This window comes from Piezobacter thermophilus, assembly GCF_055386745.1.
Map to the genome: position 1 here is coordinate 1,920,526 of NZ_AP042380.1, position 13,551 is coordinate 1,934,076.

At 68.7% G+C, this 13,551-nt stretch carries 14 protein-coding genes and 1 tRNA gene; 10 read left to right on the forward strand and 5 right to left on the reverse strand.

The genetic code is table 11. From position 1 onward, the window contains the following. The 5 genes from ACZ5CM_RS09365 (at position 1) to ACZ5CM_RS09385 (ending at position 3,322) form a co-directional block, all read left to right on the forward strand. Positions 1-972 carry a beta-ketoacyl-ACP synthase III gene (locus ACZ5CM_RS09365; RefSeq protein ID WP_464637945.1) on the forward strand — a complete coding sequence of 324 codons (972 nt, stop codon included), beginning with the start codon at positions 1-3 and terminating at the stop codon, positions 970-972. Positions 973-1,058: 86 nt separating this feature from the next. Next, the gene (gene ihfA, locus ACZ5CM_RS09370) at positions 1,059-1,364 is read left to right on the forward strand and encodes an integration host factor subunit alpha (protein ID WP_464637947.1); all 306 of its coding nucleotides are present in this window, start codon (positions 1,059-1,061) and stop codon (positions 1,362-1,364) included. 15 nt (positions 1,365-1,379) lie between these two features. Next, positions 1,380-2,003: a MerR family transcriptional regulator gene (locus ACZ5CM_RS09375; RefSeq protein ID WP_464637949.1), complete on the forward strand. Its 624-nt coding sequence runs from the start codon at positions 1,380-1,382 to the stop codon at positions 2,001-2,003. Between the two features lie 62 nt (positions 2,004-2,065). Beyond that, a tRNA-Pro gene (locus ACZ5CM_RS09380) sits at positions 2,066-2,142 on the forward strand. Positions 2,143-2,236: 94 nt separating this feature from the next. Next, a complete protein-coding gene (locus ACZ5CM_RS09385; RefSeq protein WP_464637951.1) occupies positions 2,237-3,322 on the forward strand; it encodes a 2'-deoxycytidine 5'-triphosphate deaminase in 1,086 nt (361 codons plus the stop codon). 115 nt (positions 3,323-3,437) lie between these two features. Here ACZ5CM_RS09385 and ACZ5CM_RS09390 read toward each other — a convergent pair whose 3' ends face one another. The 4 genes from ACZ5CM_RS09390 to ACZ5CM_RS09405 are packed head-to-tail and all read right to left on the reverse strand — an operon-like array spanning position 3,438 to position 5,939. After that, positions 3,438-3,929 carry a DUF6505 family protein gene (locus ACZ5CM_RS09390; RefSeq protein ID WP_464637953.1) on the reverse strand — a complete coding sequence of 164 codons (492 nt, stop codon included), beginning with the start codon at positions 3,927-3,929 and terminating at the stop codon, positions 3,438-3,440. After that, positions 3,926-4,684, reverse strand: a complete 759-nt coding sequence (locus ACZ5CM_RS09395; RefSeq protein WP_464637955.1) for a biotin/lipoate--protein ligase family protein — start codon at positions 4,682-4,684, stop codon at positions 3,926-3,928. Before ACZ5CM_RS09395 ends, ACZ5CM_RS09390 begins: the two co-directional genes overlap by 4 nt. Beyond that, positions 4,681-5,745 carry an Mrp/NBP35 family ATP-binding protein gene (locus tag ACZ5CM_RS09400; RefSeq protein WP_464637957.1) on the reverse strand — a complete coding sequence of 355 codons (1,065 nt, stop codon included), beginning with the start codon at positions 5,743-5,745 and terminating at the stop codon, positions 4,681-4,683. The genes ACZ5CM_RS09395 and ACZ5CM_RS09400 overlap by 4 nt, the downstream gene beginning before the upstream one ends. Beyond that, complete coding sequence (locus tag ACZ5CM_RS09405) at positions 5,742-5,939, reverse strand: DUF6494 family protein (RefSeq protein WP_464637959.1); 198 nt, start codon at positions 5,937-5,939, stop codon at positions 5,742-5,744. Before ACZ5CM_RS09405 ends, ACZ5CM_RS09400 begins: the two co-directional genes overlap by 4 nt. 72 nt (positions 5,940-6,011) lie before the next feature. Between ACZ5CM_RS09405 and ACZ5CM_RS09410 the strand changes: the two genes are divergently transcribed. After that, complete coding sequence (locus tag ACZ5CM_RS09410; protein ID WP_464637961.1) at positions 6,012-6,740, forward strand: c-type cytochrome; 729 nt, start codon at positions 6,012-6,014, stop codon at positions 6,738-6,740. Here the strand turns inward: ACZ5CM_RS09410 and ACZ5CM_RS09415 are convergent. Next, the gene (locus ACZ5CM_RS09415) at positions 6,734-8,698 is read right to left on the reverse strand and encodes a 4Fe-4S binding protein (protein ID WP_464637963.1); all 1,965 of its coding nucleotides are present in this window, start codon (positions 8,696-8,698) and stop codon (positions 6,734-6,736) included. The two genes, ACZ5CM_RS09410 and ACZ5CM_RS09415, sit on opposite strands and share 7 nt — an antisense overlap. Before the next feature lie 278 nt (positions 8,699-8,976). Here ACZ5CM_RS09415 and ACZ5CM_RS09420 point away from each other — a divergent pair, with 278 nt between their 5' ends. The 4 genes from ACZ5CM_RS09420 (at position 8,977) to ACZ5CM_RS09435 (ending at position 13,542) form a co-directional block, all read left to right on the forward strand. Then, on the forward strand, positions 8,977-9,600 hold the full coding sequence (locus tag ACZ5CM_RS09420) for a DUF3306 domain-containing protein (protein WP_464637965.1): 624 nt from the start codon (positions 8,977-8,979) through the stop codon (positions 9,598-9,600). Then, entirely contained in the window at positions 9,597-10,265 is a 669-nt protein-coding gene (locus ACZ5CM_RS09425) for a TorD/DmsD family molecular chaperone (protein WP_464637967.1), read from the forward strand. The genes ACZ5CM_RS09420 and ACZ5CM_RS09425 overlap by 4 nt, the downstream gene beginning before the upstream one ends. Before the next feature lie 24 nt (positions 10,266-10,289). After that, a complete protein-coding gene (locus ACZ5CM_RS09430; protein ID WP_464637969.1) occupies positions 10,290-10,481 on the forward strand; it encodes a twin-arginine translocation signal domain-containing protein in 192 nt (63 codons plus the stop codon). A 166-nt stretch (positions 10,482-10,647) separates the two neighbouring features. Then, entirely contained in the window at positions 10,648-13,542 is a 2,895-nt protein-coding gene (locus ACZ5CM_RS09435) for a formate dehydrogenase subunit alpha (RefSeq protein ID WP_464637971.1), read from the forward strand. The last annotated feature ends 9 nt before the right edge of the window (positions 13,543-13,551 follow it).

Genomic DNA, 13,551 nt, shown 5'->3' on the forward strand with positions numbered 1-13,551 from the left:
ATGGTTACGCGCGCAGTGGTCAGGGGCGTCGGCCATTACCTGCCAGAACGGGTGGTCGAGAACGCCGAATTCGAGAAATCCCTCGACACCAGCGATGAATGGATCCGGTCGCGGTCGGGGATCGAACGGCGCCATTTCGCGGCCCCTGACGAGACCACCTCGGACATGGCCACCCATGCCGCGCGCGCCGCGCTGAAGGATGCGGGCATGACCGCCGATGACCTCGATGCGGTGATCCTGGCGACCTCCACCCCCGACCTGACCTTCCCCTCATGCGCGACCATGGTCCAGGCCGCTCTGGGTATGAAACGCGGTTTCGCCTTCGATCTTCAGGCGGTCTGCGCGGGCTTCATCTACTCGCTGGCCACCGCCAATGCCATGATCCTTTCCGGCCAGGCCCGCCGTATCATGGTGATCGGCGCCGAGACCTTCTCGCGCATCCTCGACTGGAGCGACCGCTCCACCTGCGTGCTGTTCGGCGACGGCGCGGGGGCGCTGATCCTCGAGGCCTCGGAAGAGGCGGGCGAAAAGACCGATCGCGGCATCCTGGCGGTCGATCTCAACTCCGACGGGCAGTATCGCGACATTCTCTATGCCGATGGCGGCGTCTCCACCGGCCGCAGCGGCCATGTGCGGATGCAGGGCAACCAGGTATTCCGCCATGCCATCGAGAAGCTGGCCGCCACCGCCGAGGCGGCCTTGGCCAAGGCCGGGCTGCGCGACGAGGACGTGGACTGGATCGTGCCGCATCAGGCGAATATCCGCATCATCCGCGGCACCGCCAAGAAGATGAAGCACAGCATGGACCAGGTGGTGGTGACCGTGCAGGATCACGGCAACACCTCGGCGGCCTCGATCCCGCTTGCCCTTTCGGTGGGCAAGGCGCGCGGCCAGATCCGGCCCGGCGACCTGCTGGTGACCGAGGCCATCGGCGGCGGCCTGACCTGGGGCGCGGTAGTTCTGCGCTGGTAGGCGGGAAGCCGCGGCTTTTCGCAATTGCCTGATATTGACAGGGAAAATGCCCTGCCCCTATTGTCTTGGACAAAACGGGGAATGGTATGGGCCGAAAGACTCTGACGCGAATGGACCTGAGCGAAGCGGTTTTTCGCGAAGTCGGGTTGTCGCGCAACGAAAGCGCGCAGCTGGTCGAGAGCGTCCTGGAACACATGGCAGATGCGCTGGTCCGGGGCGAACAGGTGAAGATCTCCTCGTTCGGAACCTTTACCGTGCGCGAGAAATCCGCCCGCATCGGGCGCAATCCCAAGACCGGCGAAGAAGTCCCGATCCAGCCGCGCCGCGTGCTGACCTTCCGCCCCTCGCACCTCATGAAAGAGCGTGTCGCCGCCGGAAATCGCGGCAAATAGGCGGGGCGCAAGGACATGGCCAAATCGCCCGACGCCTTTCGCACGATCAGCGAAGTTGCCGAATGGCTCGGGGTTCCGGCGCATGTATTGCGGTTCTGGGAAAGCAAGTTCAGCCAGGTTCGCCCGATCAAGCGCGCCGGTGGGCGGCGCTACTACCGGCCGGCGGACATGCTGCTTCTGGGCGGCATCCGCAAGCTGCTCCACGAAGATGGCATGACCATCAAGGGCGTGCAGAAGCTGCTGCGGGAAAAGGGCGTGGCCGAGGTGGCGGCGCTGTCTCAACCGCTGGATTTCGTCGAGGGCGAGGCCGCCAATTCGCCGCCCTCCCCCAGGGATGCCCCCGACCCGACCGTTGTCCCGTTCAAGGCGCGCACTGAATCGCAGCCCCCCTCGCCCCGCCCCCGGAACAAGCCGGCCGCCGGGGCGCAGATCGGCATGGAGTTCGACACCCCCGCGCCGCCGCTTCCGCCCGATCCCCCCGCCGAGGAGGATATCGCCTGCGCCGAAGGCCGGCTCGCGCGGCTTGCCCGGATCGGCCGGCTGAGCGCCAAGCAGGCGGCGGCGCTTGCCCCCGTCGCCCGGGAATTGCGCGCCTGGACGGAACGCCTGGCCGGGCGGGGCGAACCCGACCGGATCTGAACGGAAATTGCGTGGATTTCCCCTTGCCCCCGCCCCGAAAAACGCTATGAAAAGCTCATGGTCGGGCTATGGCGCAGCCTGGTAGCGCGTCCGTCTGGGGGACGGAAGGTCGCAGGTTCAAGTCCTGCTAGCCCGACCAGTTTCCAGTTCCCCAGTTTCCAATCCCGCGGTCGCCCGTCGCCGGCCCCTGCCCCGGCTCCGATTCCGCGACAGACCGAACCGGAGAGACGCCCGTGACCGGCACCACCGGCATATGCCCCGACCACCAGATCGAAGCCATGATCGAAACCGGCCGGATCGCCGCCGACCCGCCCATCGAGCCGGCGCAGGTCCAGCCGGCCAGCCTCGACCTGCGGCTGAGCCGCGTGGCCTGGCGCATCCGCGCCTCGTTCCTTGCCGGCCGGGGGAGCCGCGTCCGCGACCGGCTGGCGGAGTTCGAGATGCACCGCATCGACATCTCCGAGGGCGCGGTGCTGGAAAAGGGCTGCGTCTATCTGGTGGAGCTGATGGAGCGGCTGGCCCTGCCCGAGGACCTTTCCGCCGTGGCCAATGCCAAGAGCTCCACCGGGCGGCTCGACCTGCTGACCCGGACGATCACTGATGAGGGGACCGAGTTCGACCGCATCGCGGCGGGCTATCACGGACCGCTCTACGCCGAGATATGCCCGCGCAGCTTCTCGGTCCTCGTCCGCCCCGGCATGCGGCTGAACCAGGTCCGCTTTCGCCGCGGATCGGCGGTGCTGAGCGATGCGGAACTGGCCGCCCTGCACGCCCGCACCCCGCTGGTGGACGGGCCTGCGGTGATCGAGAACGGCCTGGGCTTTTCGGTCGATCTGCGCCCGGCCGATACCGACCTGGTCGGCTATCGGGCCAAGCCCCATACCGGGGTCATCGACCTGGACCGCATTGGCCATTACGACCCCGCCGACTACTGGGAAGAGCTGCGCACCACCGACGGCCGGATCATTCTCGACCCGGGCGCCTTCTACATCCTCGTCAGTCGCGAAGCGGTGCACATCCCCCCGCAATACGCCGCCGAAATGGCCCCCTATCTCGCCATGGTCGGCGAATTCCGCGTCCATTACGCAGGCTTCTTCGATCCCGGCTTCGGCCATGGCCCCGCCGGCGGCACCGGCGCGCGCGGGGTGCTGGAAGTGCGCTGCCACGAGGCTCCCTTCGTCCTCGAGCACGGGCAGGTGGTGGGCCGGCTGGTCTATGAACGCATGAGCGAAGTGCCAACCCGGCTTTACGGCGCCGGCATCGCCTCGAACTACCAGGGCCAGGGCCTCAAGCTCAGCAAGCATTTCCGCGCGCCCTGACGGGCATCACCCACCGACCCGGTCTTTTTCTGGCCGGAAATATCCCGGGGTTCGGGGCAGAGCCCCGAGGCGGCACGAAGTGCCGCAAGGCCCGCGCCCGCTGGGCGCGCCGCGGTTACGGGTCGGCCTCCGGATCGGGCGATCCGTGCACCGCGAACTGCCCGATCCGGGCCTCGCGCGCCTCGATCACGGTGAAACTTTCCCGCACGCCCTCGGGCGCCAGCTCTCGCGCCACGCTCAGCAGCGTGTTCGGCGCGTGCCCGTCGCACAGATCGATCATATGGGCGATTTCCTCACGCGCCACCGGCAGCGCCGCCTCTTCCGAGGGCGCGCCCCAGCTCTCCACAAAGTGCCGCGCAAGCGCGCGTTCCAGCGCGGCGATCTCGACCGGCTCGATCCGCGTGATCGCCACGAAAGTCACCCGGCCGAAGCTCTCCAGCCCCAGCCAGCCATTGGCAAAGGCCTGCCGCGCCTTGCCGGTCAGGTCGTCCTCGGTCCAGTCGGAAAAGGCGAACCCGCCCGAGATGCACCATTCGCCGCTGCGGGCTGGGCGGTCGAAAACCATCATGTCGCTTTCATCCAGATGGACCGCGCGAGCAAGATTCATGGCACCTCCTCCAACAGGGTGCTCAGCGGCACCAGATGTGTCGTTTCCCGGTCGCGGATGAGCATCCCGAACCGTTCGTCCACCCCGACGAAGGTTCCGCTCAGCCCCGCGCGCACGACTGCCTCGCCCACCCCTTCGACCAGCCCCATCCACTCGGCATGCAGCGGGGCGTTGCCCTCCTCGCTCCAGCGATTGACCCAGACCAGAACATGCCGGGCCCAGGCCTCGAGCAACTGCATCGGATCGACCTCGGCGCATCCCTCTTCCCACAGCGCGGTCGCCTCGGGGGTCAGCCCCGGCTCGGCCCCGTCGCCCGATCCTGCCCCATTTCCCGGCCCCGCCGCGCCGCCGGTCAGCAGGATCGGAATCTCGATCCCCACCACCAGCCAGTCGGGAACCTCGCCCGCCGCCCGGGTCGAGGCCGAGGCGCGCAGCCGGCCGCAGCCGGCGCCGTTCACCTTGATGCCCCCCTCCCATATCAGATGCACCGCCACCTCGGGCGGGGCCAGCGCGCCAAGCGCGTTCTGAAACCCCACCCCGCAGACCGGCAGCATGGCCATGGCGTCCTCAAGCGCCACCTCGGGAGCAAAGACGAAGGCCGCGCGCAGGCGGTCGGCCTGGACATTGTGAACCACCGTCCCGCCGTCGCAGCCAAGCGCGGCCAGCGCCCGGGCGCGGTCGAACGGGTCGATCGCCCCCGACACCGCCTCGCCGCACAGAAGGGGCGGGAAGGAGGGGGGCTGGGCCCCGCTCATGCCACCCCCTGTTCGATCAGCGCCCGGGCCACCTTGCGGAACGCGGCCGCCTGCGGGCTGTCGGGGTGGCTGACCACCACCGGCGCCCCCGAATCCGCCGCGATGCGGATATCCAGATGCAGCGGCACCTCGGCCAGCAGCGGCACGCCCAGCTTCTCGGCCTCGGCCGCCACGCCGCCATGACCGAAGAGGTGTTCCTCGTGCCCGCAATTGGAACAGACATGGGTGGACATGTTCTCGATCATGCCCAGGATCGGCACGTTCAGACGCCGGAACATGTCCACGCCCTTGCGCGCGTCGATCAGCGCCACGTCCTGCGGGGTCGAGACGATGATCGACCCGTCGATCACGAATTTCTGCCCCAGAGTCAGCTGCACGTCGCCCGTCCCCGGCGGCAGATCCACCAGCAGCACGTCCAGCTCGCCCCACTGCACCTGGGTCATCATCTGCTGCAGCGCCCCCATCAGCATCGGGCCGCGCCAGATCACCGCCTGGTCGTCATTGGCCATCAGCCCCATGGACATCAGCGTGACCCCATGATTGCGCAGCGGCAGCACCGTCTTGCCGTCGGGGCTGGCGGGGCGGCCGGAGACGCCCAGCATCCGCGGCTGGGAAGGGCCGTAGACATCCGCATCCAGAAGTCCCACGCGCCGACCCTCGGCAGCCAGCGCACAGGCGAGGTTGGCGGCAACGGTGGACTTGCCCACCCCGCCCTTGCCCGAGGCGATGGCGATGATGTGCTTCACCCCCAGCACCCGCTGCGGTCCCTGCCGCTGCGCCTGCGCGCGCGCCTGCCCCTTCAGATCCGGCGGCGCGGCCACATGCGCCGTCAGCATGGCGGTGGCCTTGCTCACCCCCTCCATCGCCGCCACCAGCGCCTCGGCCTCGGCCCGGGCGGGCTCCATGATCTCGCGATCCTTCGGATCGATTTCGAGCACGAAGCGCACCACCCCGTCCTCGACCGACATGCCCCGGACCAGGCCGGTGGACACGATGTCGCCGCCGCCCCGCGGGTCGGCGACCTTCTTCAGTTCCTCGAGAACCGCCTCGCGCGTGATCATTCCTCACCGCTCCTGATCGTGCCGGTCACCACATGTTCCAGATCCAGCCCGTCGACGGTCAGGACCATCTTCGCCTCATATTCACGCCCCGCGGCGTCGCCGGCCTTGCGCAACGCCTCCTCGATGGCCTGCTGGCTGGTCACGCCCACCTGTTTCAGGAACTTGCGTATCGACATGTTGAAATCGTCGCTCATGGCCGTTCTCTCCCGTTCGCCATCATTCGTCATTGTTGACGCATGCCGCCCGCCGCTTCTAGGCTGGGTGCCATGCGCTTGATGTCCTTTTGCCTGAGCCTGCTGCTGATCGCCAGCCCCGCAGCGGGACAGCAGACGCTGGGCCTGGCCGCCCCCGAGACAGTGACGCGCAGCGGCCTGCTGAAATACATCCTGCCACGGTTCTCGCTGAAAACCGGCATCCGCGTGGTGCCGGACGATGCCGGGCCGATGGTTCTGGCCACCGAGCCGCCCGGACAACCGGTCTTTGCCGATGCGGATACCCTTTACTACCTGCGCAGCGGGGACGACCCGCGGCAGCTCCGCTTTGCCGAATGGATGGTTTCGGATATCGGCAAGCGCACCATCGAAAGCTTTGCACCGGACGGAAAGCCGCTCTATTCGGCGCAGATTGCCACGGAAAGGGTCGAAACCGGCCCGGTGTTCACCGGGGATGCGGCGCGCGGCGCGCGGCTGGCGCTCAGGAACTGCGGCCGCTGCCATGTGATCGGGCCGCAGAACCCCATGGCCGGGATAAGCTCCACCCCGTCCTTCCCGGCGCTCAAGGCCCTGTCCGACTGGGCCGAGCGGTTCCAGACCTTCTATCTGCGCAACCCCCACCCGGCGATCATCCAGATCGAGGGGATCACCACCCCCTTCGGCCCCGAGCGCCCGCCCCCCATCGTGCCGCTGGAGATCACGCCCGCCGATCTCGAGGCGCTTCTGGCCTTCGTCGATTCGGTTCCCGCGGCCGATCTGGGCGCCCCGCTGCAATTTCAGTGATCCTTGCGCTTCGAGTAGTAGTCCTCGGTGGTGCGCGGGCGCGGGCGTTCGCCCAGGGCAAAGGGATCGTCGCCGCGCCGGAACTGGGCGCCCACGCGGCAATCATCGCACATCTGGATCATCTTCGCCTGCTCGGAGGTGGCGAACATCGGATGCGTGCCGGCCAGCTTGTCCATGATCCGCTCGACGGTGGATTTCACGCCGAAGGGCTTGCCGCATTCGATGCAGGCGAAGGGCTCTTCCTCGTGCAGTACCACCTGTCCCAGCGCCGCGTCGCCGAGATCGAGGCACGGCACCAGGGTGATCGCCTTCTCGGGGCAGGCCGAGGCGCAGATCCCGCATTGCAGGCAGGCATCTTCCTGAAAGCGCAGCTGCGGCTTCTCGGGATTGTCCACAAGCGCCCCCGACGGGCAGAGCGACACGCAGGACAGGCACAGTGTGCAGGCGCCCGCATCCACCGCGACCGCACCATAGGGGGCACCGGCGGGCAGCGGCAGCGGCGCCTCGGCACCGGGATTGAGCGCGGCGGCGGCCAGCCGGGCGACCTGGCGCCGCCCTCCCATGGGCAGGACCGGGCGGGCAAGGGCGGGCGGCGGGTCCGCCCGATACAGCTGCTCGGCAAGGGCATCGGGGTCGGATTCGTCGATCAGCGCCACCCGACCCGGGCCGGCGATGGCCTCGGCCAGCGCCAGCTCCTGCGTCAGCGCATGACGTTCGGTCGAAGGCGAGACAAGCACCTGAACGGACGCAAAGCCATGGGCCAGCGCCGCCAGCATCTCGGCATGGCCGAAGCCCGAGACCACCGGCAGCTCCAGCGGAATGACCGCCGCCGGCAGCCCGCGCCCGAAACGCGCCGCAAGGCGGATCATCTCGGCCCCATGGGCGTCGTGCACCAGCAGCTGCGGTGAGGCGCCCCCGGCGGCGCGGAAGGTCTGCGCCAGCACCTCGATACGGCGCAGCAGATCGGCAAGAGGCGGGGCCTCGTAGCTGACGGCCATTGAGGGGCACAGCGCCGTGCAGCTGCCGCAGCCGGCGCAGATCATCGGGTCGATCGCCACATGATCGCCGGCCACGGTGATGGCACCGGTGGGACAGGCATCGAGGCAGCGCGAACACCCCGTCTGCCCGGCCCGGGAATGGGCGCAAAGCGACTCTTCCAGACGCACGTAAAGCGGTTTCTCGAAGGTGCCGACAAGCTGCACCGCCTCGAGTGCAGCCGCCCCCACCGCGCGCGAGTCGCGGGGGTCGGCGCGCAGATAGCCCTCGCGCTTTTCCGGGGCGGTCACCTTCGGTGCTTCACCGGTCAGGTCCAGCACGATGTCGCAGGACGAACGCGCCCCGTCCCGCGGCGGTGTCAGGCGGAACGGACCGCGCCCGCCCGGTTCGATCTGCCGGAATGCGTCGATGCGGACCTCGAACCCGCCAAGCGCGCCGGTCACGCGGACCAGCCGGCCGCGAATGGCGTCGAAATCCCGGCTCAGGGGCATCTCGGCCTCGTCCGTGATCAGCACCGTGACGGCAAGCGCCCCCGCCAGCTGCCGGGCCACCGGCTCGACCACCTCGCCCGGTCCGGCGATCAGGCAGGTACCGGCGCTGGTCACGTCCATGGCCGGGGTCTCGGGGGCGGGCAGTTGCGATTCGGCTGCCAGCGCCGCCATCTTGGGTCCGGCACGATCACCCTCGTCGGACCAGCCGGCCCGGTCGCGCAGATCCACGAATCCGGGTGGCGGGGCGTCGATCTCCTCGGCCAGCGCCTCGAAAAAGGCGCGTTCCTGCTGGCAGGCGACGGTTGCCTCCTCACCCTGGCCCAGCAGTTTCGCTGCCTGCTCGGCCTGCCGCGTGCACAGGGCGGAATGAACCGGCGAACAGGCAAGGCCGGTGGCCGCCGATATCGCCTCGGGGTCCAGCCTCTGCGTGCCCTCGCAGTCGCACAGAATCATCAGCTTGCCTGTCACCATCTCCTCCCCTGGCCCGACGGTTGCGGTCCGCAATTCCTCGCAACGCCCGTCCGCGCCGTCAACCGGGCAATCTCCGGTCACCGGCATATTTCACGGCCGGCACAGTTTTTTCTTGGAAGAACACCGCCACCTGCATAAGCTTCCAGTACGGGAGGGTTCCATGACCATGTCCGGCCACAGTCGCGTTACCATGCCCGATGGCGCCGCGATCCGGTGCCGCCCGGGCAGGACGCGCCGGTTCCATCCGGCCCCCTTGTTTCCCGCAAGAGGAGTTCGCGATGAGTTCTGGATCTGATTTCTGGTCTCGCCGAAAGGCTGCGGTTGCGGCTGAGGCTGCTGCGGGGCGTGGAGGGGAACGTCTCCGTTCCGAGGCTGGGGAACGGGCGCGTCTGGAGGCGAAGAGCGATGCCGAGATCCTGTCCGAGCTCGATCTACCGGACCCGGACAGGCTTGCGCCGGGCGATGACGTTTCGCGCTTCATGGCCGCGATCGTGCCGGATCGGCTTCGGCGGCGGGCGCTGCGGCGGCTGTGGCAGGTGAACCCGGTGCTGGCGAATGTGGACGGGCTGGTGGATTACGGCGAGGACTTCACCGATTCCGCCATCGTGGCCGAGGTCGTGCGCACCGCCTGGCAGGTGGGCAAGGGGGTTGCGGAGCGTCCCGGCCCGGACGGGGCGGCGGGCGGCTCCGCTTCGGGCGCGAGGCCCCCGGCCCCTCCCGCAACCGGGGCAGGAACCGGGGCGGCCGATGCCGGCGCCGCCGAAGAAGATGGCCCCGCCCTGCCCCCGCGGGCCGCGGACGAGGCGGGGCGTGACGCCGGGAACGCCGCCGCTGAAGACACCGCTGAAGATGCCCCTGCGCGCGCCGTGGCGCGGCGGATGCGGTTCGAACTGGAAGGATGACGCCGATGGCTGCTGCCATGTCCGACACACCCGCGCCCGCGATTGCCGAAGAGGACCGGCTGCGGGCGGATTTCTACAACTTCCTCGGCCGCCTTCTGGCGGCGCCGCCGGATCGGGAGCTGCTGGCGCGCACGGCGGCGCTGTCGGGGGACGACACCGATCTGGGGCGCGCGATCGCTTCGCTTGCGCGGGTGGCGCGGGTGAGCGGGCCGGAGGCGGTGGAGCGGGAGTTTCACGCGCTCTTCATCGGCGTCGGCCGGGGCGAGCTGATGCCCTATGCCAGCTACTACCTGACCGGTTTCCTGAACGAGAAGCCGCTGGCGCAGCTGCGCGCCGACATGGCCGCCCGCGGCATCACCCGGGCCCCGGATGTGCACGAGCCCGAGGACAACATCGCCTCGCTGATGGAGGTGATGGCGGGGCTGATCACCGGCCGCTTCGGCCCCCCGGCGCCGCTGGCGGACCAGAAGCTGTTCTGGAGCCGCCACCTGGGCCCCTGGGCGGAACATTTCTTCTCGGACCTGGAAGCGGCCGCGGCTTCGGTCTTCTACGCCTCGGTCGGCACCGCCGGGCGGGTGTTCATGGAGATCGAGCGCGAAGGCTTCCGGATGACGGCGGGTCAGACCCGCCCTTCGCCGTCCCCGCAGGCGGGGGCAGACAGGTAACGCAAGAGAGGGAGAGAGGACCCGATGACAGGCAGAAAGAGGAAGCAGGGCGCCAGCCGCCGCGACTTCCTGAAGCTGGCGGGCACGGCCGCACCTGCGGCGCTGGCCGCCGCCGCGCTGGGGCGCGAGGCGAAAGCCGCCGAAGAGCCGGTGCGCGAGACCCGGCTTCAGGACACGGCGCATGTGCGCGCCTACTACGAAAGCACCCGGTTCTGAACCGGATGCGGGGCTGCCGGCCATGCCCGGCCCCCGGAATGCAACGACGCCGCCCGGCCGCTGCCGGACGCTGTCACCCCCGGCTGACGGTTGCGCAAGGCCCTGATGCCGGTTCGATCTGGAAACCGCGGGCCGCTCCTTGCGGGGGCCTGCACGGGAGGTAGAGATGCTCAGGAAAAAGACCAACGGGGTTGCGAGACGCCCCCAGCGGACAAGTATCCTTTCACGGGTTGCGGAGAAAACCGTCGACCGCCGCGCGTTCCTGCGCGGCTCGGGCCTGGCCATCGGCGGTCTGGCCGCGATCGGCGCCACCGGCGGCATGGTCACGCCGGCCTCGGCCCAGAGTGCCGCCGCGAAGGCGGTCGAGAACGTCAAGACCGTGTGCACCCACTGCTCGGTCGGCTGCACCATCATCGCCGAGGTCCAGGACGGCGTCTGGGTGGGGCAGGAGCCGGGCTGGGACAGCCCGTTCAACCTGGGCGCCCATTGCGCCAAGGGGGCGGCGGTGCGCGAGCACACCAACAACGAACGCCGCCTGCGCTACCCGATGAAGAAGGAAGGGGGCGAGTGGAAGCGGATCAGCTGGCAACAGGCGATCGACGAGATCGGCGAGCAGATGCTGAAGATCCGCGAGGAATCGGGGCCTGACAGCGTCTACTGGCTGGGCTCGGCCAAGCACAGCAACGAACAGGCCTACCTGTTCCGCAAGTTCGCCGCCTACTGGGGCACCAACAACGTCGATCACCAGGCGCGGATCTGCCACTCGACCACCGTGGCGGGGGTTGCCAACACATGGGGCTACGGCGCCATGACCAACTCCTACAACGACATCCACAATTCCCGCGCCATCTTCATCATCGGCGGCAACCCGGCCGAGGCGCATCCGGTTTCGCTGCTGCACATCCTGCGCGCGAAGGAGCAGAACAACGCGCCGCTGATCGTGTGCGATCCGCGCTTCACCCGCACCGCGGCGCACGCCGACGAATATGTGCGCTTCCGCCCCGGCACCGACGTGGCGCTGGTCTGGGGCATCCTGTGGCACATCTTCGAGAACGGCTGGGAGGACAAGGAATTCATCCGCACCCGGGTGTGGGGGATGGACCAGATCCGCGCCGAGGTGAAGAAATGGACCCCCGAAGAGGTCGAGCGCGTCACCGGCGCGCCGGGCAGCCAGCTGCGGCGCGTGGCCCGGACGCTGGCCAACAACCGCCCCGGCACGGTGATCTGGTGCATGGGCGGCACCCAGCACCACAACGGCAACAACAACACCCGCGCCTACTGCATCCTGCAGCTGGCGCTCGGCAACATGGGCACCACCGGCGGCGGCACCAACATCTTCCGCGGCCATGACAACGTGCAGGGGGCGACCGACCTGTGCGTTCTGTCGCACTCGCTGCCCGGCTATTACGGGTTGTCGGCCGGCGCCTGGGCGCACTGGGCGCGCGTGTGGGAGGAGGATCTCGACTGGCTCAAGGGCCGCTTTGCCACCATCACCGGCAAGGACGGCAAGGAAAAGCCGCTGATGAACCTCAAGGGCATCCCGGTCTCGCGCTGGATCGACGGGGTGCTGGAGAACAAGGACAATATCGACCAGCCCGACAATGTCCGCGCCATGGTGTTGTGGGGCCACGCGCCCAACAGCCAGACCCGCGGGGTCGAGATGAAGAAGGCGATGGAGATGCTCGACCTGCTGGTGGTGGTGGACCCCTACCCCACCGTCTCGGCGGTGATGCATGACCGCACCGACGGGGTCTACCTGCTGCCGGCCTCGACCCAGTACGAGACCCGCGGCTCGGTCACCGCCTCGAACCGCTCGGTGCAGTGGCGCGACAAGGTGGTGGACCCGGTCTTCGAATCGAAGCCCGACCAGGACATCATCTACATGTTCGCCGAGAAGTTCGGCTTTGCCGACCGGATGTTCCGCAACATCGGCATGGACGGCCCCGGCCAGCCCAATGTCGAGGACGTCACCCGCGAGTTCAACCGCGGCATGTGGACCATCGGCTATACCGGCTGGGCGCCGGAGCGGATCAAGGCCCACATGAAGTACCAGCACACCTTCGACAAGACCACGCTGCAGGCCGTCGGCGGCCCGGTGGACGGCGAGTATTACGGCCTGCCATGGCCGTGCTGGGGCACGCCCGAGATGGGCCATCCCGGCACGCCGATCCTCTACGACATGTCCAAGCCCGTGGCCGAGGGCGGGCTGACCTTCCGCGCCCGCTTCGGGGTCGAGCGCAACGGCCAGAACCTGCTGGCCGAGGGCGTCTACTCGGCCGGGTCCGAGATCCAGGACGGCTATCCCGAGTTCACCATGCAGATGCTGATGGACCTGGGCTGGGACAAGGACCTGACCGCCGAGGAACGCGCCGTCATCGACGGCATCGCCGGGCCGAAGACCAACTGGAAGACCGACCTCTCGGGCGGCATCCAGCGGGTCGCCATCAAGCATGGCTGCGCCCCCTTCGGCAACGCCAAGGCCCGCGCGGTGGTCTGGACCTTCCCCGACCCGGTGCCGCTGCATCGCGAGCCGCTCTATACCCCGCGGCGCGACCTGGTGGCCGACTATCCCACCTACGAGGACCGGCGCGCCTACCGCCTGCCCACCCTCTATGCCTCGATCCAGAAGCAGGACTTCAGCAAGGACTACCCCTTGATCCTGACCTCGGGGCGGCTGGTGGAATACGAGGGCGGCGGCGACGAGAGCCGCTCCAACAAGTGGCTGGCCGAGCTGCAGCAGGACATGTTCGTGGAAATCAGCACCCGCGACGCCAACGATCTGGGCATCCGCGACGGGCAGATGGTCTGGGTCGAGGGCCCCGAAAAGGGCAAGGTCAAGGTCAAGGCCATGGTCACCGAGCGCGTCGGCGCCGGCGTGGTCTTCATGCCCTTCCACTTCGGCGGCCACTTCCAGGGCAGGGACCTGCGGGACAAGTACCCCCCCGGCGCCGACCCCTGGGTTCTGGGCGAGGCGGCCAACACCGCCATGACCTACGGCTATGACGTGGTCACCCAGATGCAGGAAACCAAGGTGACCCTCTGCCGGATCACCGCAGCGTAAGGAGAGAAG

Bases quoted from the DNA above. Each gene is read 5' to 3' on its own strand.
- ACZ5CM_RS09365 (WP_464637945.1), top strand. From the start codon at position 1: ATGGTTACGCGCGCAGTGGTCAGGGGCGTCGGCCATTACCTGCCAGAA.
- ihfA (WP_464637947.1), top strand. From the start codon at position 1,059: ATGGGCCGAAAGACTCTGACGCGAATGGACCTGAGCGAAGCGGTTTTT.
- ACZ5CM_RS09375 (WP_464637949.1), top strand. From the start codon at position 1,380: ATGGCCAAATCGCCCGACGCCTTTCGCACGATCAGCGAAGTTGCCGAA.
- ACZ5CM_RS09390 (WP_464637953.1), bottom strand. From the start codon at position 3,929: ATGAATCTTGCTCGCGCGGTCCATCTGGATGAAAGCGACATGATGGTT.
- ACZ5CM_RS09395 (WP_464637955.1), bottom strand. From the start codon at position 4,684: ATGAGCGGGGCCCAGCCCCCCTCCTTCCCGCCCCTTCTGTGCGGCGAG.
- ACZ5CM_RS09400 (WP_464637957.1), bottom strand. From the start codon at position 5,745: ATGATCACGCGCGAGGCGGTTCTCGAGGAACTGAAGAAGGTCGCCGAC.
- ACZ5CM_RS09405 (WP_464637959.1), bottom strand. From the start codon at position 5,939: ATGAGCGACGATTTCAACATGTCGATACGCAAGTTCCTGAAACAGGTG.
- ACZ5CM_RS09410 (WP_464637961.1), top strand. From the start codon at position 6,012: ATGCGCTTGATGTCCTTTTGCCTGAGCCTGCTGCTGATCGCCAGCCCC.
- ACZ5CM_RS09415 (WP_464637963.1), bottom strand. From the start codon at position 8,698: ATGGTGACAGGCAAGCTGATGATTCTGTGCGACTGCGAGGGCACGCAG.
- ACZ5CM_RS09420 (WP_464637965.1), top strand. From the start codon at position 8,977: ATGAGTTCTGGATCTGATTTCTGGTCTCGCCGAAAGGCTGCGGTTGCG.
- ACZ5CM_RS09425 (WP_464637967.1), top strand. From the start codon at position 9,597: ATGACGCCGATGGCTGCTGCCATGTCCGACACACCCGCGCCCGCGATT.
- ACZ5CM_RS09430 (WP_464637969.1), top strand. From the start codon at position 10,290: ATGACAGGCAGAAAGAGGAAGCAGGGCGCCAGCCGCCGCGACTTCCTG.
- ACZ5CM_RS09435 (WP_464637971.1), top strand. From the start codon at position 10,648: ATGCTCAGGAAAAAGACCAACGGGGTTGCGAGACGCCCCCAGCGGACA.